This is a genomic window from Vibrio diabolicus (assembly GCF_011801455.1).
In the GTDB taxonomy this organism is placed as follows: Bacteria; Pseudomonadota; Gammaproteobacteria; order Enterobacterales; family Vibrionaceae; genus Vibrio; species Vibrio diabolicus.
The window spans coordinates 358,533-379,550 of sequence record NZ_CP042451.1 but is presented as its reverse complement, the minus strand read 5'-3'; the positions used below and the strand labels follow the sequence as shown (position 1 = coordinate 379,550).

General features: G+C 45.7%; 21 protein-coding genes. 3 read left to right on the top strand and 18 right to left on the bottom strand.

Annotation, left to right across the window (positions count from 1 at the left end):
* Positions 1–96: 96 nt before the first annotated feature.
* Positions 97–1,749: a glucose-6-phosphate isomerase gene (gene pgi / locus FR741_RS01840; protein ID WP_167426192.1), complete on the bottom strand. Its 1,653-nt coding sequence runs from the start codon at positions 1,747–1,749 to the stop codon at positions 97–99.
* A 306-nt stretch (positions 1,750–2,055) separates the two neighbouring features.
* Between pgi and FR741_RS01835 the strand changes: the two genes are divergently transcribed.
* Positions 2,056–2,475 (top strand): secondary thiamine-phosphate synthase enzyme YjbQ, encoded by a 420-nt coding sequence (locus tag FR741_RS01835; RefSeq protein WP_046874640.1) that lies wholly within the window; start codon positions 2,056–2,058, stop codon positions 2,473–2,475.
* A 38-nt stretch (positions 2,476–2,513) separates the two neighbouring features.
* Here FR741_RS01835 and alr read toward each other — a convergent pair whose 3' ends face one another.
* Positions 2,514–3,590, bottom strand: coding sequence for an alanine racemase (alr, locus tag FR741_RS01830; protein WP_198912757.1), 1,077 nt, complete (start codon positions 3,588–3,590; stop codon positions 2,514–2,516).
* Positions 3,591–3,603: 13 nt separating this feature from the next.
* Positions 3,604–5,004: a replicative DNA helicase gene (locus FR741_RS01825; RefSeq protein WP_167426190.1), complete on the bottom strand. Its 1,401-nt coding sequence runs from the start codon at positions 5,002–5,004 to the stop codon at positions 3,604–3,606.
* A 221-nt stretch (positions 5,005–5,225) separates the two neighbouring features.
* Between FR741_RS01825 and FR741_RS01820 the strand changes: the two genes are divergently transcribed.
* Positions 5,226–5,990 carry a DUF481 domain-containing protein gene (locus FR741_RS01820; RefSeq protein WP_006743223.1) on the top strand — a complete coding sequence of 255 codons (765 nt, stop codon included), beginning with the start codon at positions 5,226–5,228 and terminating at the stop codon, positions 5,988–5,990.
* Between the two features lie 79 nt (positions 5,991–6,069).
* Here FR741_RS01820 and rplI read toward each other — a convergent pair whose 3' ends face one another.
* The 14 genes from rplI to pilM form a co-directional block, all read right to left on the bottom strand.
* Positions 6,070–6,522, bottom strand: coding sequence for a 50S ribosomal protein L9 (gene rplI, locus FR741_RS01815; RefSeq protein ID WP_005381278.1), 453 nt, complete (start codon positions 6,520–6,522; stop codon positions 6,070–6,072).
* Positions 6,523–6,555: 33 nt separating this feature from the next.
* Positions 6,556–6,783, bottom strand: coding sequence for a 30S ribosomal protein S18 (gene rpsR / locus FR741_RS01810; RefSeq protein WP_000090472.1), 228 nt, complete (start codon positions 6,781–6,783; stop codon positions 6,556–6,558).
* Positions 6,784–6,799: 16 nt separating this feature from the next.
* Complete coding sequence (gene priB, locus FR741_RS01805; protein WP_005381298.1) at positions 6,800–7,102, bottom strand: primosomal replication protein N; 303 nt, start codon at positions 7,100–7,102, stop codon at positions 6,800–6,802.
* Between the two features lie 8 nt (positions 7,103–7,110).
* The gene (rpsF, locus tag FR741_RS01800) at positions 7,111–7,500 is read right to left on the bottom strand and encodes a 30S ribosomal protein S6 (RefSeq protein WP_005381299.1); all 390 of its coding nucleotides are present in this window, start codon (positions 7,498–7,500) and stop codon (positions 7,111–7,113) included.
* Between the two features lie 242 nt (positions 7,501–7,742).
* Positions 7,743–8,414 carry a ribulose-phosphate 3-epimerase gene (gene rpe / locus FR741_RS01795; protein ID WP_005395709.1) on the bottom strand — a complete coding sequence of 224 codons (672 nt, stop codon included), beginning with the start codon at positions 8,412–8,414 and terminating at the stop codon, positions 7,743–7,745.
* Positions 8,415–8,506: 92 nt separating this feature from the next.
* Positions 8,507–9,346 (bottom strand): Dam family site-specific DNA-(adenine-N6)-methyltransferase, encoded by an 840-nt coding sequence (locus tag FR741_RS01790; protein ID WP_047009939.1) that lies wholly within the window; start codon positions 9,344–9,346, stop codon positions 8,507–8,509.
* Positions 9,347–9,415: 69 nt separating this feature from the next.
* Positions 9,416–10,930 (bottom strand): SPOR domain-containing protein, encoded by a 1,515-nt coding sequence (locus tag FR741_RS01785; protein ID WP_167426189.1) that lies wholly within the window; start codon positions 10,928–10,930, stop codon positions 9,416–9,418.
* A gap of 52 nt (positions 10,931–10,982) precedes the next feature.
* Positions 10,983–12,083: a 3-dehydroquinate synthase gene (gene aroB / locus FR741_RS01780; protein WP_167426188.1), complete on the bottom strand. Its 1,101-nt coding sequence runs from the start codon at positions 12,081–12,083 to the stop codon at positions 10,983–10,985.
* 32 nt (positions 12,084–12,115) lie between these two features.
* Positions 12,116–12,634 carry a shikimate kinase AroK gene (gene aroK / locus FR741_RS01775; protein WP_005381319.1) on the bottom strand — a complete coding sequence of 173 codons (519 nt, stop codon included), beginning with the start codon at positions 12,632–12,634 and terminating at the stop codon, positions 12,116–12,118.
* Positions 12,635–12,821: 187 nt separating this feature from the next.
* Entirely contained in the window at positions 12,822–14,570 is a 1,749-nt protein-coding gene (locus FR741_RS01770; protein WP_006742777.1) for a type IV pilus secretin PilQ, read from the bottom strand.
* Between the two features lie 25 nt (positions 14,571–14,595).
* Positions 14,596–15,111: a pilus assembly protein PilP gene (locus FR741_RS01765; protein ID WP_005395715.1), complete on the bottom strand. Its 516-nt coding sequence runs from the start codon at positions 15,109–15,111 to the stop codon at positions 14,596–14,598.
* Complete coding sequence (locus FR741_RS01760; protein WP_012841351.1) at positions 15,101–15,694, bottom strand: type IV pilus inner membrane component PilO; 594 nt, start codon at positions 15,692–15,694, stop codon at positions 15,101–15,103. Before FR741_RS01760 ends, FR741_RS01765 begins: the two co-directional genes overlap by 11 nt.
* Positions 15,687–16,262, bottom strand: coding sequence for a PilN domain-containing protein (locus tag FR741_RS01755; RefSeq protein WP_005395717.1), 576 nt, complete (start codon positions 16,260–16,262; stop codon positions 15,687–15,689). The genes FR741_RS01760 and FR741_RS01755 overlap by 8 nt, the downstream gene beginning before the upstream one ends.
* Complete coding sequence (pilM, locus tag FR741_RS01750) at positions 16,246–17,262, bottom strand: type IV pilus biogenesis protein PilM (RefSeq protein WP_046874633.1); 1,017 nt, start codon at positions 17,260–17,262, stop codon at positions 16,246–16,248. The genes FR741_RS01755 and pilM overlap by 17 nt, the downstream gene beginning before the upstream one ends.
* A gap of 143 nt (positions 17,263–17,405) precedes the next feature.
* On the opposite strand from pilM, the gene FR741_RS01745 reads away from it, so the two are divergent.
* Positions 17,406–19,967 (top strand): penicillin-binding protein 1A, encoded by a 2,562-nt coding sequence (locus tag FR741_RS01745; RefSeq protein ID WP_104974736.1) that lies wholly within the window; start codon positions 17,406–17,408, stop codon positions 19,965–19,967.
* A gap of 51 nt (positions 19,968–20,018) precedes the next feature.
* Here the strand turns inward: FR741_RS01745 and oxyR are convergent, their stop codons facing one another.
* Positions 20,019–20,930, bottom strand: coding sequence for a DNA-binding transcriptional regulator OxyR (oxyR, locus tag FR741_RS01740; RefSeq protein WP_005395720.1), 912 nt, complete (start codon positions 20,928–20,930; stop codon positions 20,019–20,021).
* Positions 20,931–21,018: the final 88 nt, after the last annotated feature.

Genomic DNA, 21,018 nt, shown 5'->3' with positions numbered 1-21,018 from the left:
AATAGGTTGGCACTGGCCAACCTATTTTGTTTTTGCCTCAGGCAATAAAAAAGGTCAGCATTTGCTGACCTTTTCTTTATCTATTCAAACCAAACATTAAGCTTTGAACGCTTTAAATGCGTTGATTAGACCATTTGTTGAGCTGTCATGCGAGCTGATTTGAGACTCGTCTGCAAGCTCAGGTAGGATTTGGTTAGCCAGTTGTTTACCTAGTTCCACGCCCCATTGGTCAAAGCTGAAGATATTCCAGATAACACCTTGTACGAAAATTTTGTGTTCGTACATTGCGATCAAGTTACCTAGCGTACGAGGCGTGATTTGCTTCACTAGGATAGAGTTTGTTGGACGGTTACCTTCAAACACTTTGAATGGCGCGATCGCGGCCACTTCTTCAGCGTTCTTACCTGCTTTCACCAACTCTTCTTTCACGCTTTCTTCACTCTTACCAAACGCTAGTGCTTCAGTTTGCGCAAAGAAGTTGGACATCAGTTTTTGGTGATGATCGCTAGCTGGGTTGTGGCTGATTGCAGGTGCAATGAAGTCACATGGGATCAGCTTAGTGCCTTGGTGAATCAGTTGGTAGAACGCGTGCTGACCGTTGGTACCTGGTTCACCCCAAATAATAGGGCCCGTTTGGTAAGTCACAGCATTGCCTTCACGGTCAACGTATTTACCGTTTGATTCCATGTTACCTTGTTGGAAGTACGCCGCGAAACGGTGCATGTACTGATCGTAAGGTAAGATAGCTTCTGATTCCGCACCGTGGAAGTTGTTGTACCAAATACCGATCAGAGCAAGGATCACAGGGATGTTGCTTTCTAGGTCCGTTGATACGAAGTGCTTGTCCATCTCGTGAGCACCTTCAAGCAGCTCAACGAAGTTGTCGTAACCTACCGCTAATGCGATTGATAGACCGATTGCAGACCATAGTGAGTAACGGCCACCAACCCAGTCCCAGAATTCGAACATGTTCGCGGTATCAATACCGAACTCAGACACGGCTGTCGCGTTCGTTGAAAGCGCAGCAAAATGCTTAGCCACGTGCGCTTGATCACCCGCAGACTCTAGGAACCAATCACGAGCAGTGTGCGCGTTAGTCATGGTTTCTTGCGTTGTGAACGTCTTAGACGCGATCAAGAATAGCGTCGTTTCTGGGTTAACTTTCTTCAACGTTTCAACGATGTGAGTACCATCAACGTTAGATACGAAGTGAAGGTTTAGATGATTTTTGTATGGTGCTAGAGCTTCCGTCACCATGTAAGGACCAAGGTCAGAACCACCGATACCGATGTTCACGATATCTGTAATTGCTTTACCTGTGTAACCTTTCCACTCACCGCCGATAACGCGTTCAGTGAATGATTTCATTTTTTCTAGAACCGCGTTCACTGCTGGCATTACGTCTTCGCCGTCTACCATTACTGGTGTATTCGCGCGGTTACGTAGTGCAGTGTGAAGAACAGCGCGACCTTCTGTTTGGTTGATCGCTTCGCCACTGAACATCGCTTCAACTGCAGATTTCAGCTCAGTCTCGTTCGCAAGAGCGAACAGGTGCTTCAGAGTTTCCTCATTGATGAGGTTCTTTGAGTAATCGACTAGGATGTCTGAGCCGAAACGTGCAGAGTATTTGTCGAAACGCGCTGCGTCTTGAGCAAATAACTCTTTAAGATCCATATCTTGTGCAGATTCGAAATGCGCAGTTAGCGCTTTCCAAGCTTGTGTTTGCGTTGGATTGATATTTTTCAACATGGTCTTTATCCCGATGTTACAGTAGGTTCCATTCCTTACAGTCTAGCGAAAACTGTGGAATCCCCGATTTAGCAAATAGAATATTAATTAGATGTTTGGGCGAATTGCCACAAAACAAGTCTTTGTAATTTTTTTTCAGGTGCCAATTATGACTGAGAGTATTTACACTCACATTGAGTTAGGTCACGTTCCCTGCCCTGAAAATGAACAATTCATTTACGATGACAAGAATCATATCACTTACTAATGACAGGCTCTAATTGGAATAGGATAGACGCCAATTTATAAATTTCCAAAGGAACACGTATGTGGGCACAAAAAACACTGCAATTAAAAGCGAGAAGCCGCGGTTTTCACCTAATAACTGATGAAATTGAACAACAATTACCACAAATAAACGAGCTTTCAGTAGGTTTATTACACCTATTTATTCAACATACCTCCGCCAGTTTGACCTTAAACGAGAATGCTGATCCAACCGTGCGTATGGATATGGAAGCGCACTTCAATAAGTTTGTGCCAGAGCGTGCTCCTTATTATCAGCATACCTATGAAGGTGATGACGACATGCCAGCACACATTAAAGCATCCCTACTTGGCAGTAGTGTGACGATACCAATCCAAAATGGTCGATTAGCTTTAGGAACATGGCAGGGCATTTACTTGGGTGAGCACCGAGACTTTGGCGGCGGCCGCCGCGTTATTGCTACGATTAACGGTGAGTAGATAAAACAAAGGCTAACCTTAGGTTAGCCTTTCGCTGTTTATTTTGAGTACTCCATCTCGACGCGAGGCGTTAGCTTAGTCACGAGTTCATACGCAATGGTACCAATGTGACCCGCCACTTCTTCTACTGGGAGCTCTTTCCCCCAAAGAATCGCTTCGTCGCTGACTTTATCCGTTGCATCTGGTCCCAAATCGACCGTCAGCATATCCATAGAAACTCGACCTGCGATAGGTACTTTACGACCATTTACCCAAACCGGAGTGCCGTTCGGAGCACTTCTTGGGTAACCGTCGCCATACCCTACTGCGATGACACCGACTTTTGTATCTCGCTTACTGGTCCACATACCGCCGTAGCCAACACTTTCGCCCTTCTTAACTTTACGTACCGCAATAAGATGGGATTTAAGTGTCATCACGGGTTGATACCCCAGATCTTGTGCGGTCTTGTCATCAAATGGCGATACACCATACATGATGATGCCCGGACGAACCCAATCCAAATGGCTTTGAGGCCATGCCAACAACCCCGCAGAGGCCGCAAGTGAACGCTCCCCCTGACAACCAGAGGTCAACGACTTAAACAACTCAATCTGTTGGGGAGTAATATGGCTATCCAGCTCATCTGCACAACCAAAGTGACTCATGTAACGTAACGGCTTGGCTACGTTTGGACACTCTTTCAACCGCGTGACAAACTCATCATATTGCTCAGGGCGAACGCCAAGACGGTGCATCCCACTGTCAATCTTAAGCCACACGACAACCGGAGTTTCAAGGTCGGCTTGCTCCAAAGCGATAAGCTGCTCTTCACAATGCACCACGGTTTGGATGTTGTTCGTCACAAGAACAGGTAAGTCACCTGGAGAGTAAAAACCTTCTAGCAATAGAATCGGCTTTACCACGCCACAAGCGCGCAGTTGCAACGCTTCTTCAATGCGCGCAACACCAAAGGCATCCGCATGGTTGGCATGTTTTGCAACGTGACGTAATCCGTGACCATAACCATTGGCCTTCACTACAGCCATCACTTTACTTTGGGGCGCTTGCGCTTTCACGCGCTGTAAGTTGTGCTGCAACGCAGACAAATCAATGCACGCCTTGGCCGCTTTCATATAGCTCATGGGGTTACTCATCATCAATATCGAATGCAGGACCCGCGTAGTTGTCAAAGCGCGAGTGTTGACCTTGGAAGGTGAGACGTACAGAGCCGATAGGGCCGTTACGTTGCTTACCAATGATGATTTCTGCCGTGCCTTTGTACGGGCTATCTGGGTGATACACCTCGTCACGGTAGATGAACATGATCAAGTCGGCATCCTGCTCGATAGAGCCCGACTCACGCAAGTCCGAGTTTACTGGGCGTTTATCTGAACGTTGCTCTAGGGAACGGTTAAGCTGAGACAGCGCCACGACGGGCACATTCAGCTCTTTTGCCAGCGCTTTCAGAGAGCGCGATATCTCCGCAATTTCCAGCGTACGGTTATCAGAGAGTGCAGGCACGCGCATAAGCTGAAGGTAGTCGACCATGATCATCGACAGACCGCCATGTTCACGTGCGATACGGCGAGCGCGTGAACGCACTTCGGTCGGAGTTAGACCGGAGCTGTCATCAATGTACATGTTTTTCTTCTGCATCAAGATACCCATAGTAGAAGAAATACGCGCCCAGTCTTCGTCATCCAACTGACCCGTACGGATCTTGGTTTGGTCAACGCGAGACAAAGAGGCCAACATACGCATCATCAACTGCTCGGCCGGCATCTCTAGCGAGAAAATAAGCACAGGTTTATCTTGTTGCATGGCCGCATTTTCACACAAGTTCATCGCAAAGGTCGTTTTACCCATCGATGGACGCGCCGCGACAATCACCAAATCAGAACCTTGCAAACCTGCGGTTTTCTTATTGAGGTCAGTGAAACCTGTGTCGACACCCGTTACACCATCTTGCGGTGTTTTATATAACAACTCGATACGTTCTAACGTCTTTTCGAGGATGTTATCAACATTTTGTGGCCCTTCGTTTTCACTGGTTCGTGACTCAGCGATGGCGAAAACTTTACTCTCCGCCATATCAATCAGATCTTCCGAACTTCGACCTTGAGGATCGTAACCCGCATCCGCAATCTCATTCGCGACACCGATCAAACCACGGACGATCGCACGTTCGGCAACAATATCAGCGTACGCATTAATGTTAGCGGCGCTTGGCGTGTTTTTCGCCAAATCTGCAAGGTAAGCAAAACCGCCCACATCTTCTAATTGCTCGTGACGCTCCAGGTATTCCGATAAAGTAATAAGATCGAGAGGCTTGCCCGCTTCAAGAATGGTTTTTACACCTTCAAAAATTAGGCGATGCGGACGACTATAGAAATCACTGCTTACAACACGTTCGGCAACGGTGTCCCAACGTTCATTGTCCAGTAAAAGACCACCAATTACTGATTGCTCGGCTTCTAGTGAGTGAGGTGGCACTTTGATTGCGTCGACCTGACTGTCTGAAGGTTTGCGATTTCTGTTTTCCGCCATGACTTTGCTCGATAACTACTATTGACCCACGATTATAACCTTAACCTAACTGAGATGCTTCCCCGAAGCGACAATTACTTGTTAAGAAATCCACATGCGAACCGCACAAGTAATAGCCTGGTTCTTCCGCCCAGCTCTAATAAAAATTAACCTACCATTGACCCAACAAAATATCTGTATCAGTATCATGCCCCTCCTTTTTAATTACGTTCGAGGTTGATGTGTCCCGATACTGGTTACTTAGCTTTAGCCTACTATGCGCTAGTGCATCGTATGCTGACGAATCAGTACAGCCAGAGCAAAATATTGATGTGCCCGACCCATTAAAAACCGAGGTGGAGTTCGGCTATCAAGCTCACACAGGTAACACGGACTCTCGTTCCCTGAATGCTCGTTTGAGTGCTGAATATACGTCAGGTCGACACCGTTCTAATGGTGAATGGAAGTACTACAACTTGTACAAAGACGGTGAAGAAGACAAACGCTCATCCACCTACGCCCTACAGAGTGACTACAAGTTAGGTCCTAAAACGTATTTGTATGGCAGCTTTAAAGGGGTGGATTCTCGTTACAGTGCCTATTTTAAAGACTACACCTTATCAGGTGGTTTGGGTTACCAGTTTTCCTACACTGAAAACTTCATTTTAGAGGTAGAAGTCGGTCCTGGTTTTCGTTATCAAGAACCAAATTTAGATGAGATAGATGATGACGACATTGTCTTTCCCGATATCGTTCGAGAAGGCATTTTTCGAGGGAATATCAATACGACTTGGCACGCACTAGATAACCTGAGTTTCGCGGCTGATATTACGTTGGTAACAGGTAAAAGTAATACACGGGCCGATAGTGAGCTCAGCGTGACCAATGATATTACTGAAGATATTGCACTGAAACTGGCACACTCTCGTCAGTATCACGATAAAGTGCCTGAAGGCTTAAGCAAAGCGGATAGCGTATTTTCCGTTAATTTACTCTTCGCTTTTTAACCTGTTTTTTCTCCCAGTTTTAGAAATAAAAAAAGCACCTCCGAAGAGGTGCTTTTTAGTATTTCGTCTTGATACTGAATTACTCAGCAGCAACAACTTGTAGGTTCACAGTTGCGAAAACTTCAGAGTGAAGTTGAACGCTGATCTCGAACTCACCAGTTGTACGTAGAGCACCTTCAGGAAGGCGAACTTCGCTCTTAGCAACTTCAACGCCTGCAGCTGTGATAGCGTCAGCGATGTCACGAGTACCGATAGAACCGAATAGTTTGCCTTCGTCACCAGCTTTAGAAGCGATAACTACAGCTTCTAGAGCGTTAACTTTCTCTGCGCGAGCTTCTGCAGCAGCTAGTTGCTCAGCAACTTTAGCTTCTAGTTCAGCACGACGAGCTTCAAACATTTCAACGTTAGCTTTAGTTGCCATAACTGCTTTACCTTGTGGGATAAGGAAGTTACGAGCGTAGCCAGATTTAACGTTTGCAGTATCGCCAAGACCACCTAGGTTACCAATTTTATCAAGTAGAATAACTTGCATTGCTTAATCCTCTTTCTTAATAAAATGAACCGATTACTGATGCTTGTCAGTGTACGGTAGTAGAGCTAGGTAGCGTGAACGCTTGATAGCACGTGCTAGTTGACGCTGGTACTTAGCGCTTGTACCAGTGATACGGCTAGGTACGATTTTACCAGCTTCAGTGATGTAGTTTTTAAGAGTTGCTACGTCTTTGTAATCAATCTCTTGTACGCCTTCTGCAGTGAAACGGCAGAATTTACGACGACGGAAGAAACGAGCCATGGGCTATCTCCTGATCTTAAATTTGAGTAATGTTGTCGGCGTGTAACACTAATTTTCCCACGCCATTTCGGCCGGTTTGATAAGTGACAAAACCACTTACCTTAATGTTACTGCCTTGAACTAAATTCTGAGTTAGTGCTTGTGACCCAAGCCCGCTGACGACTACCGGCATACGACAATAAACTTGTCGAGGTAAGTCAGCTTCGATAATAGTAGAGCGATGCTCCAGCCAAAACCGACAGTGTTCAATGCCACCAGGGCTTTTACTACGAATGGGCGGTTTGGCTATGGTGCCGCTCAGCTCCATTCGATTGGCCATAAGAAAACTTACTCAGCAGCTTCTGACTTAGCTTCAGGCTTAGCTTCAGAACGCTCTTCACGACGTGGAGCACGCTCTTCTTTTTGCTTAAGCATGATAGATTGCTCAGTGATCGCTGCTTTAGTACGCATGATCATGTTACGCAGAACTGCATCGTTGAAACGGAAAGCAGTTTCTAGCTCATCAATTACAGCTTGGTCAGCTTCAACGTTCATAAGAACGTAGTGAGCTTTGTGAAGCTTGTTGATTGGGTAAGCCAGTTGACGACGGCCCCAGTCTTCTAGACGGTGGATTTTACCGCCAGCTTCAGTGATTGAACCAGTGTAACGCTCGATCATGCCAGCAACTTGCTCGCTTTGATCTGGGTGCACCATGAATACGATTTCGTAATGACGCATTGGTTGCTCCTTACGGATTATTCAGCTTCCACAAATGGCTCAGTCGTCCAGAGGAAGCAAGGAACTAAAGATAATTGACTGAGTTTAAGGAGCACGAATAGTACAGAAAGGGCGCAAAATAGGCAAGTGATTATTTGCTCAACGCAGGGGATATTTTATTTCATCCAACGCTAGAAATAACAAAGGCTGCCAATAAAGTGACAGCCTTTAAAATCAGGGCATTATCGCGCGTATATCAGGACTTATTTTACTTCAGCCAGTTCCGTGCGCATTTGGTCGATCACTTGTTTGTAATCTGGCTGACCGAAAATCGCCGAGCCTGCAACAAACATGTCTGCGCCCGCTTCTGCGATTTCACGAATGTTGTCAACCTTCACACCGCCATCAATTTCTAAACGGATATCGCGACCAGACTCATCGATCATCTTACGAACGGCACGCAGTTTATCTAGTGTGTGAGGAATGAATGATTGACCACCAAAGCCAGGATTAACCGACATCAGTAGAATCATGTCGACTTTGTCCATGATGAACTCAAGGCTCGCAAGTGGCGTTGCTGGGTTTAGTACCACACCAGCCTGACAGCCGTGCTCTTTAATTAACTGCAGTGTACGGTCTACATGATCGGAAGCTTCCACATGGAATGTAATCATCGACGCACCCGCTTTTGCGAAATCAGGAATAATGCGGTCAACCGGTTTCACCATTAGGTGAACATCGATTGGCGCTGTGATGCCGTAATCGCGTAGTGCTTTACATACAGGTGCACCAAAAGTCAGGTTTGGTACATAGTGGTTATCCATAACGTCGAAATGCACCACATCCGCACCCGCTGCGAGTACTTTCTCGACATCTTCACCGAGACGAGCAAAATCTGCCGATAAAATGGATGGAGCAATAAGAAAATCTTTCATACCTGACCTCAGTAGTAATGAGCAAACAATCTGCGCGCAATTCTACCGAAGCCAGTGGGGAGATCCACTATTTAGATTTAATAGTGTGAGAACTAAGAGCTTGGTTTGTCCATCTCAGGGGCATGAAAAAGCGCAAGCAGCTCATCGACTTTATTACGACCACTGCCATTGCGGCTAATGGTGCGCTTCACTTTTACTACATTGAGATCTGCACCGTGATACAACCGACGCGTCAGCGTAGTGTCGTGGTTGGAAATCAGAACCGGAATACCACGCTCAGTCGCGGTTCTTTCAGCAATGTCGGCTAATGCAGCCTGATCATCCAACGTGAAACCATTACCTGCGTATGAGGTGAAATTTGCCGTGTTTGAAAGCGGTGCATAAGGAGGGTCGCAATACACCACACTCCCCTTACGTGCTCGACGAAAAGTTTCTGGATAACCTTCACAAACGAACGTGGCTTTCTTGGCTTTTTCGGCAAAAAACTCCAATTCCGCCTCTGGGAAGTAAGGCTTTTTATATGAACCGAACGGAACGTTAAAACCGCCTTTTTTGTTGTAACGGCATAGACCATTAAAACCAAAGCGGTTCATGTACAAAAACGCTAAAGAGCGGTACATCACGTCATCGGTTTTATTAAACTCAGCGCGAATGTGTAAGTAGGCTTCTTTACGGTTATTCTCGGCAACAAACCAACGCTTCGCTTCAGAGATGTACTCTTCAGGGCGTTCTTTCAGTAGGTTGTACAGATTGATCAGATCTGGATTGATATCTGCCAGTAGGTAATGGTCATAGTCGGTATTCAGAAAAACTGAGCCCGCGCCAACAAAAGGTTCAACTAGCTTTCGAGCCGGCGGTAAATGACGTTGGATGTCTTCAACCAGTCCGTATTTTCCTCCTGCCCATTTAAGAAAGGCTCGTTGCTTTTTCATCTACTGCTCTATCTATCGACCAAAAATTAAGGCTGCGGAATGTAACATATTTTTCAGCGAAGCTCAGGTTTATTTCACGCGATCAATTTCGCGATGAACCTGACGGAGTGATTTTGCCCAAGGACTCACCGACTTAACCGAATCAGGCAAGCTTGCAACGGCATCGCGAGCCATTTGAATTGTCGGATAATCTTGGTATGTGATGATATACCACTCGGTGTCATTGCGAACGGTAGGATAAATTCGTACTTGATTATTCAGCTGATGCTCATCGAGGAAGGCTTGTACATCCTCCATTGACGTCATAGCAGCAAGCTGCAGTGTATAGGCTCTTGGTGATAGTGCTTTTAATTCTTCGCGAGCAAATGAAAACTTAACCACAGGCTGCTTCGCACCGTCTTCTCCTGACTGAGCAGAAGTTTGCGTCATACCTTGATTTGGTTTTACGACTTTAATCAAAGGAGAGTCAGTTTCATCAGCAGTTTCTGCTTTATCAGTACCTACGATATCATCAATCGCTTTTGTGTCTGCTGAATCAGCTTTACCTTCAAGCAATGCATCGACCACATTCGACTCAATCACCACTCTCTGTTGATTGTCATCACTGCCAACGCTCGCCACTTCTTCCGTTACTGCTGGCGGTAATGAATCAGAATCATCAATCGCGCCAGAGCCATCAAGACCACTGCTAGTGTCATCAGTCACAGATTGTAGTGAAGACTGCGCAGCACTGATTCCTGAACCTTCAAAAGTTGGAATAGCCGTTTGCTCTAAACTACCAGCAATTTGCTGCGCTTTATCATCAGGGCTTGGTTGATTATACATCCACCAATAGCCACCAGCAGCAAGCAACAGTAATGCTAATACCACTAACGCAATATTCAGCGGTGAACCGACAATCGAGCGGATAATGATCCTTTTTTCCACTTTCATCTCTCCTAACGCCATGATGTCACCCGGTACTGGGTCAACTTTTTTAAATGCATCTCGAACCCGCTTCTCCGCCTCATCATCAACATAGCGCGCAACAAGTGATTCAAAGAAACGACGGGCTTCCACTTCGGACAACATATCAATATCAAGCTCAACAGGCTTTATCTCTTGTCCGTAACTGAGACGTGACAGCAATCCTTCTAAGCGCCCAGACTGCGTAAATAATAAGACATTGATGGTCCAATTCGGCTTATGATGCGCCTCTAAAACCAGCATCCAAAGCTCAGAAACGAGCGTCTCACTTAATAAATGCGCATCATCAACCACAATCGCGATATCACAAGGCTCATCACCCAATAGTCTTTCGAGGCTATCAAGTAAAGGCTCTTGCTGATTAAACAATGCGTCCGAAACCAGTTGACTCAAAATAAGGATGCGGCGCTGCACATCATCTTGATTAGAATGACAAAGTAACAAACATTGATTCTTGTTACTGGCACCCACTTCAAGGTATCGCTGCGCTAACCAAGATTTTCCATAACCATCATGACCATTAATCGCAATGAAGTTGGAACCAAAATTAGTCAGCAATCCTAACCTATCAAGCAACTCGATTTGAGAATCTAATTCCAGAACGTGAGCAACACTCATCTAATAACCTTAATACACTACAAGAATGACGCCCAAAGGCGCCATTACAAGGTTAAATATCGCGACCGAAGTCTATCGCCTGTTTGAGTACGTCTTGTGTCGTATCAGCAATGACCTCGGCACTACCAATGCCTGTAGGTAGAACTAATCTTAATTGACCAGAGAGGACTTTTTTATCTCGCATCATATGTTTGAGGAAGTCATCGAAGCTCATACTTTCTGGAGTATGAACAGGCAGTTTGGCACGACGTAAAATCGCAACAATACGCTCAAATTGCTCTGCTGAGATAAGACCGCGCAGATGCGAAGTTTTGGCCGCCATAACCGTGCCAGCAGAAACCGCTTCACCATGCAGCCAATTGCCGTAGCCAAGCTCAGCTTCAATCGCATGACCAAAGGTGTGACCTAAGTTGAGCAGAGCGCGGATGCCCGATTCTTTCTCATCCTGAGCCACCACTTCCGCTTTTATTTCACAGCAACGTGCAATGGCATAAGTTAGCGCTTCTTCATCCAACGCGTACAAGCGTTCAAGGTTTTCTTCCAACCATACAAAAAAGTCTGCATCGTAAATGATGCCGTACTTAATGACTTCTGCAATACCTGCTGCGAATTCACGCTCAGGCAACGTCGATAAACAGTTGGTATCGATGATCACGGCTTTAGGTTGGTAAAACGCACCTATCATGTTCTTACCCAACGGATGGTTAACCGCGGTTTTTCCACCCACCGAAGAGTCCACTTGAGATAGTAATGTCGTTGGTATTTGAATAAAGTCGACCCCACGCTGGTAACAGGCAGAAGCAAAACCCACAAGGTCGCCAATAACGCCACCACCTAACGCGATGATCACAACATCACGAGCGTAATTCCCCTCGAGGAGGAAGTTCATCACTTGGTTAAACACATCCAAGTTTTTGTACTGTTCGCCGTCAGGCAATTCTAACAAGGATGTACTACAACCGAGCTGCTCGAGTTGCTTTAAAATTTTGTCTGCATACAAAGGCGCCACTGTGACATTACTGATCACAACAACTTTTTGTTTTGCATTTTTGTTTGAGAGAACTTGAGAGAGGTACGCCGGGTCCTCAAATAACCCGGCGCCAATAGAGATTGGGTAGCTACGCTCAGCTAGGTTGACCGTAATCCGTTCCATCGGTTTGCTCCAATTAAAAAAAAGATAAAAACTTATCTCTCTTCTAGCATTTTTACGATCTGGTTGGCTACCACTTTTGCACTCTGATCGTCAGTGCGAACAGTGTAATCCGCTACTTCTTCATACAGAGGATTACGTTCTTCAGCTAATTGCTCCAATACTTCGCGAGGGTTGTCCGTTTGAAGTAGAGGACGCTTCTTGTCACGGTTTGTGCGCGCAAGTTGCTTTTCAATCGTCGTTTCTAAGTAAACAACAACACCACGTGCCGAAAGACGATTACGGTTTTCTTTGCTCTTAACAGAGCCACCGCCAGTCGCAAGCACGATGCCTTGCTCTTGTGTTAGGTCTTCAAGTACCGCTTCTTCACGCTTGCGGAAGCCTTCTTCACCTTCTACATCAAAAACCCAAGAGATGTCTGCACCAGTGCGTTCTTCGATCACTGTATCGGAGTCAACAAACTCCATATGCAGTTGCTGTGCTAGATGTCTACCAATTGTACTTTTGCCGGCGCCCATTGGGCCAACAAGGAAAATATTACGTTTCTCAGCCATGTTTAGCAGTAATTTACAACATTGATTCAATAAGATCGCCACAAGAAAACACAGCTAAATCGCTGTTCTACAAGGCTTGTGGCACCAGTTCCTCACAGATAATTCGTGATAAGACCCGAAATTATCCAAGCATGGTGCCACTATTGCAACTTTATTTTTGATTTAATCAGTTTTTCACGAGGTAGAACTACTGAATCACCACCTTAGGGGTGACGAAAATTAACAGCTCACTTTTGCCAACATTTTCATAACTTCGACGGAAAAGCGCACCTAATAGTGGCAGATCGCCTAACAAAGGCACTTTGTCCACCGAGTTAGTAATGCTGTGCTGGAAAATACCACCAAGAACGACGGTTTCACCGTTATTTACTAACACTTGCGTCCCGATACGTTGAGTATCAATCGCAACGGCTTCACCAGTACCTGTTTTCACGACTTGTCCAGGTCTATCTTGCGTAACGCTTAAGTCCAACACAAGGCGGTTATCCGGTGTAATTTGTGGCGTCACCTTCAAACTCAATACTGCTTTTTTGAACGTTACCGTCGTAGCACCACTTGATGAGGACTCTAGATAAGGTATCTCGGTACCTTGCTCAATATAGGCAGGCTTCTTATTGGTAGTGATCAAACGTGGGCTTGAGATAATCTCAGCTTTGGACTCTTGTTGCAGCGCAGAAAGCTCGAGGTCTAACAAGGTGTCTGAGCCTAATTTTGCAACCTGAAAAGCAATGCTGGTCGCGTTTGGACTGGTTGCAGCTAAGTTTACGTTTAGAAAGTCATCGATACCTACTCCATCACCGTCACCACCGTCTTCTCCTTCACCACCACCGTTATATAAACCGATCGTGGCAAGATTGTTTTCGATAGAGCCACCAACCGTGTTATTGCCATTAATAGAGGTAAAGCCCCAGCGAATTCCCAACTCGTCCATGTTGCCTTCATTGATGGTCACAATACGCGCTTCAATTTGAACCTGCTTCACCGGGATATCCAAAGATTCAATAATTTCTCGAATCACTTCAATGTTTTCAGGTAGCTCACGAATCAATAACGAGTTAGTCCGCTCATCAATGGTCATACTGCCTCGCTCAGACAACATACTGATGTTCCCTTCTCCGTTGATCATCTCTGCAATATCTGATGCTTTAGCGAAGTTTACCTTGATGATTTCAGACGAAAGCTCTCCCATCGTTTGTTCTAGCTGCTGCTTTTCGAGTTGCTGTTTTTCGCGCAGATCAAGCTCATCTGTTGGAGCAACCAGAATCACGTTGCCATCAACACGCTTATCTAACCCCTTAACTTGCAAAATAATATCCAACACTTGCTGCCACGGAACACCATCAAGACGAAGTGTGAGGTTACCTTCTACGGAGTCTGAGACAACCAAGTTGAACTGGTTGTAGTCAGCAATCAGCTGTAACACGTTACGTACAGGAATATCTTGGAAGTTAATTGAAATGAGCTTGCCTTCTTTTTCTAGAATGCTTTTATCCGGGGCTTTCTCATTGGGTTTGATCTTAGCCACTTTGATTTCCAAGAATCGCCCCGTTAAACGGTAATCATGCGTATATTCTTCATTAATGTGCGCAACCAAGCGCGTAGTTGAGGTATCGCGAAACACCTCTACGCTTTCAACCACAGTCGAGAAATCTTTTACGTCTAGGAGATACAGTTGCTCGTCTTTTACCGAAGTATTAAGCAAATCGATACTTAACCCTTCCTGTACGCGTTTGACATCAACAATCGCGGCAGGTGACGCCAGTTCAACGACAATAACGGCGTCTTTATCTTTATTAGTGCGAAAATCGATACTCTTTAAGGCATTAGACGATACTTCTTCTGCTGCCACTAAAGGGGCTAAAAATACAAACAACCATAAGGAGAAGAGCCCAGTTAGTATCCTTGGTGTACGTGTTAATCCTTGTCTCATTTTCATTACTCAATATCAAAAATAAATGGGGCTATCTCAAAGCCAACTTAACTTTACGCTTCTGCCAACACCCTAAGCCGTCGGGCAACGTTTCATTAATTAACAAATAGGAATGGCTGACGTGGGTCACTTTGCCATTGTTGCGTCCGAGGTATTGCCCCGGCTTCACTTTATAAACGGTGCCGTTGGGTGCCTGAACGAGACCAGAAACCGTATTACCCATGCCCATAACTCCTTTCAAACGTAATTGGCTTAATGGGAATTTTTCTAATTTGCCAGTGCGCCTTCTTGAAGGCGGTTGCCAGCAATCTTTTCTTGCAACGGGCTGAGTGGCGATCGTGGCTTCTTTTGGTAACTCAAAGGGCGCACGCTGTACTTCAGGTGCGTACGTGACGGCAACATACTTATCTGCAGGCTTAAGTTTCTCGACATCTCGACGCGCCTGACTCTCAACCCCTCGAATAAAATCCGTTAATGACTCATCATTCGCCTGACATCCAAGTAGCAGAGACCCCATCAGCACCAACAACAAATGCTTACTTGTCATTGTTCGTCTCCTCTGGCTTAAACTGATAGGTATTGGCTCGTACCCTAAAGTGCAGAGTTTCACTTTCTTGGCTGACACGCTGCCAAGTCACATCTTTGAACGTGATGATTCGAGGTAGCGTTGCTATCGCCTGAGAAAAATGTCCAATGTCATGAAAATCACCCGTTAACTCAATGTTTAAAGGAAGACGATAGAGGAAATGCTCTGATTGCTTCTCACCCCAGTCGATACGGGTAAAGGTCAACTTATTGTCGATACCGAGTTCATTCACCGAAGCGAGCATCGTAGCCAACTCTTTTTGCGCGGGCAGTTGTTGTAGTAATAACTCGTAACGCGTGGTGAGTTCATCCAATTGAGATTGAAGCTGAGGCAATGCAGCTACTTTGTTCGCTTTGATCTTCAGTGCTACCTTGAGCGTCTGCTCCTGCTGGACCAAGTTATTCAATTGCTCTTCTTTTGGCTTAAGGTAAAACCAATAGCCAAAACCTTGAATTAGGAAAATCAGCAGCGCGATAACCACAAGCTGAGGCAACAATGGCCACTCTGCCATTTCATCTATTTCGAGATCCTGCCAATCAACCATGCTGGGCCTCCGCTTTCTTCTCCGGCACTTTGAACATGAAAGACACTTTGAACGTTTGGAACTCTTTTCCAAAACGCGCTTTTCCGTGAACGATGGAGTGCATTTCTACATCATTCAACTTGGCCGAACGCTCCATGTTGTCCAGCATCGTGGCAAGTTTTGGAGTGCTATCAGAGATCCCCGAGATCTCAATTTCCAGATCATTCATTTTGATCTTGTCGACATATACACCTTCAGGAATGACGGCTGGCATCAAGTTCATAAACTCGGTCGTTTTGTTTCTACCGTTTTGTAACCCTTCAACCACTTTTAAACGTTCGAGGATTTTGCTGTGCTCTTGCTCGGCGATTTTCATTGCTTCAATACGCTGGTCGAGCTCAGCAATGTAGTGAGTAAGGTAATCAAGCCGCTCCTGCTGCTGATCTTGTTGGTACTCAAAAAACTTTCCAATACCCCATTGAATACCAATGGCGACCAACATGCCTAACGCGACCAAGCTAATGAAACGACGTCGGTGCTCTTCTCTTTGGTTCTCTCGCCAAGGAAGTAAATTAATGCGATAAAGCACGCGCACCTCCTAGCCAATGAATGCCACGAATCGCGAGTCCTGCGGCTGTAGAGAAATGCTGCCAATCCGCGGCACGACGTTTACGTTTGGACACCTTCATCTCAAATAGCCCTAGCGGGTTTAGCAATTCACACTCTAGTGACAGTTGCTGAGATAACTCTTCCGCGAGCATTGGTGTCGAAGCTCCTTCCCCTGATAACCAGATACCTTTGATATTTTGCGAGCCATTAATTGAGGTGTAGAGCTGCATCTGACGTTTCACCCGTTCCACGATTTGGCGATTAAACAGCTCTGTTTTCTCCTGAGCATCATCGGACATCAAATCATTTTGAACAGGGCTGTTTGCTCCGCGTGTGCCGCAAGCAAACTCTTTGTGAAACAGCTCACCTTGTTCGGTAAACATGGTAAAGGAGCTCGATGAGGTGCCAATATCGAGTAAGCAGTACTTATTTTTGTCAGGAAAGCGATCGGCGGTGAGCTTCCAGATATGACCAAGACTTTGTGAATGCACGTCCACTAAAACGGGTTTTAGTCCGGATTTTTGTAATGCATCCACGCGACTATCGACCACATCTTTTCTTGTCGCAAACACTTGATAGTTATCAGTCCCACGCAACCCATCTTCGGCACGAAGACGGACGAAGTCTAAACTCAGCTCTTCGACAGGGAATGGCGATTGATGAGAAAATGCCTGAATCACAGCAAACTCAACTTCGCTATCTTCAAGGTTTTGTTCTATTTGCAATTTTTTACTGATCACCGAATTATCAGGCACTGAAATTGCGACCTTTTTAGCACCAAAAGGCAGTTCTTTTTTAATCAGCTTTAGGGTCTTTACAATTTCTTGATGATTTATAGTGTTATTTTCAGCGACAATACCTTCCTTTAGTAATATTTCTTTGTAACCCAACAGAGCGTAATTGTTGCCTGTGGGTTTAAGTACTACGGCTTTGAGGCTGTTATGGCCTATATCGATGCCGGTAACGATTAGCTTATCCATCTCTTACTCTCGCTCCGAAATTTCTTCGTGCAAAGGTTGTTATTAGCACCCAAATAAGAGTTAATATCTCTATGTGCTAAATTTTTGACCTAAGAGTACAAGGGTTTGCCGTTACACAGCCTCAACCAATCAGGGATTCTCCGGTGAAGTTCATAAAGCGTTTATTATTTTTAACATTGATTTGCATAATTCTTGGAGTCACCACAATATTTGGCTTCTATCAGTACGTGAAGCCTGAATTGCCAGATGTTGCAACTCTAAAAGACGTTGAATTACAAACACCTATGCAGGTGTTTAGTCAAGACGGGAAGCTGATCGCACAGTTCGGTGAAAAGCGTCGTATTCCTGTTACTTATGATGAAATTCCTCAAGACTTAATTCATGCGCTAATCGCCACCGAAGATAGCCGTTTTTACGAACACCCAGGTATCGATCCTATCGGCATCACTCGTGCAGCCGTTGTAGTTGCGATCTCAGGTTCAGCCAAGCAGGGCGCAAGTACCATTACGCAACAGCTAGCGCGTAACTTCTTCTTATCTAATGAGAAGAAGATCATGCGTAAGATTAAAGAGATTTTCATTGCTATCCACATTGAGCAGCTTCTGAGTAAGCAAGAAATCATGGAACTTTATGTCAATAAAATCTTCCTTGGTTACCGCTCATATGGTTTTGGTGCGGCCGCTCAAGTTTACTTTGGTAAGAGCCTTGATGAATTGACGTTAAGCGAACTTGCGACACTCGCAGGGATGCCAAAAGCGCCATCAACGATGAACCCAATTTACTCTCTTGAGCGTGCGACAAAACGCCGTAACGTCGTGTTAATGCGAATGCTTGATGAAAAATACATCACGCAAGAACAGTATGACGAAGCACGCAACGAACCTATCGTGGCGCGTTACCACAGTGCTGAAATTGAACTTTCCGCTCCTTATGTGGCGGAACTAGCTCGTGCATGGGCCGTGAAAGAGTACGGTGAAGAAGAAGCCTATACCTCTGGCTTGAATATCTACATGACGGTGGACTCTAAACTGCAAGATGCCGCGAATACATCCGTGGTAAATAATCTGCTGTCATACGATGAACGTCACGGCTACCGCGGTGCGGAGAAAGTGCTTTGGAAAGAAGGTGAAACCGCTTGGAACAGCGAGCAAATAGAAAAGCACCTTAAGAAGCAGCCAACTTATGGTGACCTTTACCCTGCCGTCGTGACAAAAGTCGATGATAAAACTGCGCAAGTTTGGGTTAAAAACCATGAAGAGCAGACCATTCCTTGGACTGGAATGCATTGGGCACGTAAATACATCACCGAAAACCGCCAAGGTTCAACACCAAAATCAGCGCATGATGTGCTAGCGACGGGTCAACAAGTTTGGGTTCGCGAAGTGAGCGAAACCAATGAAGATGACAACACGACACAAAGCTGGAAACTGAGCCAAGTGCCAACAGCGAACACCGCGTTTGTCGCGATGAACCCGGAAAATGGTGCGATATTGTCGTTAGTAGGTGGCTTTAACTTTGTTCATAGTAAGTTTAACCGTGCCACTATGTCAGTGCGTCAGGTTGGCTCAAGTATCAAACCATTTATCTACTCAGCCGCAATTGACAAGGGACTTACCTTGGCCACTCTGATCAACGATGCGCCGATTAACAAATGGGACGCAGGTTCTGGTTCGGCTTGGCGACCTAAAAACTCACCACCAACCTATGGCGGTCCAACTCGCCTTCGCCTCGGCTTAGCTCAGTCAAAGAACGTGATGGCAGTGCGTACGCTGCGTGAAGTAGGCCTTGATGAAACTCGTCAGTACCTTACTCGTTTTGGTTTTGATATTAACCAAGTACCACGTTCAGAGACCATCGCGCTCGGTGCTGGTAGCTTAACACCAATGAAAGTGGCACAAGGCTACTCTGTATTTGCGAACGGAGGTTATTACGTCGAACCGTTCTACGTAGAACGCGTGGAAGATGCATTCGGTGAAGTGCTGTTTAAAGCGAATCCAAAGAGCGTTTGTCATAAGGATTGCCCACAAATGAGCGCTCAGCCAGACAATCGCTATGCCGATGAGTTTGGCGAACAAGACGTCGCGATTGATGGTTTGGCAACAGACAACGCACTGGAAAATGATGAACCTCAATATGCTCCACAAGTTATCTCTGAGCAAAACGCATTCTTGATGCGTGAGATGATGTACAGCAACATTTGGGGTGGTGGTAACTGGCGTGAAGGTACGGGGTGGAACGGTACTGGCTGGCGTGCACAAAAACTAGGGCGTCGTGATATCGGTGGTAAAACGGGTACAACGAATGACTCCAAAGATGCTTGGTACAACGGCTATGGTCCTGGTGTTGTTGCCATTGCTTGGGTTGGTTTTGATGATCACTCACGCGCCCTTGGTCGCACAACGGTTAATAGCAACCTAGGCAAAGGCCAAATTTCTGGTGCAGAATCGGGTGCGAAAACCGCAGAACCCGCTTGGATTGACTTTATGCGCGTTGCACTAGAAGAAACACCTGAGCAAGGTAAAAATATTCCAGATAACATCATTCGTGTTCGTATTGATCGCAACACTGGCATGCTAACGCACAAAGTAGACAGCACATCAATGTTCGAATACTTTGAAAAAGGCACTGAGCCTACCGAATACGCTGGAGACCGTTTGGAAGACAGTATTTATTCTTCCGGCTCTGGCGCAGAAGAGCTGTTCTAAATCACTAAAGCAAAAGGGAGAGCATTCGCTCTCCCTTTTTTATGTCGGCTTTTACGCCGCGGCGTTCAATGAAGGATAGGAAGCCAATACTTCTTTAATCTTCGCCGCCAAAGCTTCAAACCTTGCACGCAGTGGTGAGCCTGGGCGATATACAAGCACTATATTGCGCGAAGGCGTAGGGTTAACGGCTGGTACATAGCACACGCCATCTTTTTGCTTCTCATTAGGGATAGAAAGCTGAGGCAATAACGTAATCCCTGCACCAGCAGCGACCATATTCCGCAGTGTCTCCAAACTGGTTGCCTTAAAGCGTTCGTCGTCTTTCGCTCCGGCAGCAAAACAGAAACCTAACGCTTGATCACGCAGACAGTGACCGTCTCCTAGCGCTAAAACGGTTTTACCATTCAACTCCAACATATCAACATGGTCGAGAGAGGCCCACTCATGATCACATGGCACCGCAACGCTTAACGGCTCGTTATACACTTCGATTTCTTTAAAAGGTGCCGTTTCATCAACCGAAGCCAAGACCAAGCAGTCCAATTTACCTTCTTCTAATTGACGCACCAACTGATGTGTTTGAGCTTCGTGCAGGAACAGCTCCAGTTCAGGAAATGCTTCTTTTATCTGCGGCAGAATTTTGGGTAGTAGATACGGACCTACCGTCGGGATGAAACCGATATGCATAGGCCCAGTCATTGCTCCGCTCTGACCACTCGCCATATCTTTAAAAGTTTTCACTTCACTTAAGATACGCTTAGCTTGCTCCACCAACTGCAACCCTGAATCGGTAAACAAAACACGACGGCTGCTTCGCTCTAAAAGCGTGGTACCGAGTTCATCCTCTAGCTTACGAATTTGTCCACTCAATGTTGGTTGGCTAACAAAACATGCTTCTGCCGCTTTGCGAAAGTGCTTATGTTCCGCAAGTGCAACTAAGTACTCAAAATCTCGAATATTCATAACTCACAATTCGCTTCTTTTAACAATAGCTAATACCTATCAAAACCATAACACCAAACGATTAGAGCTATCAAAGGATTTTTACAAT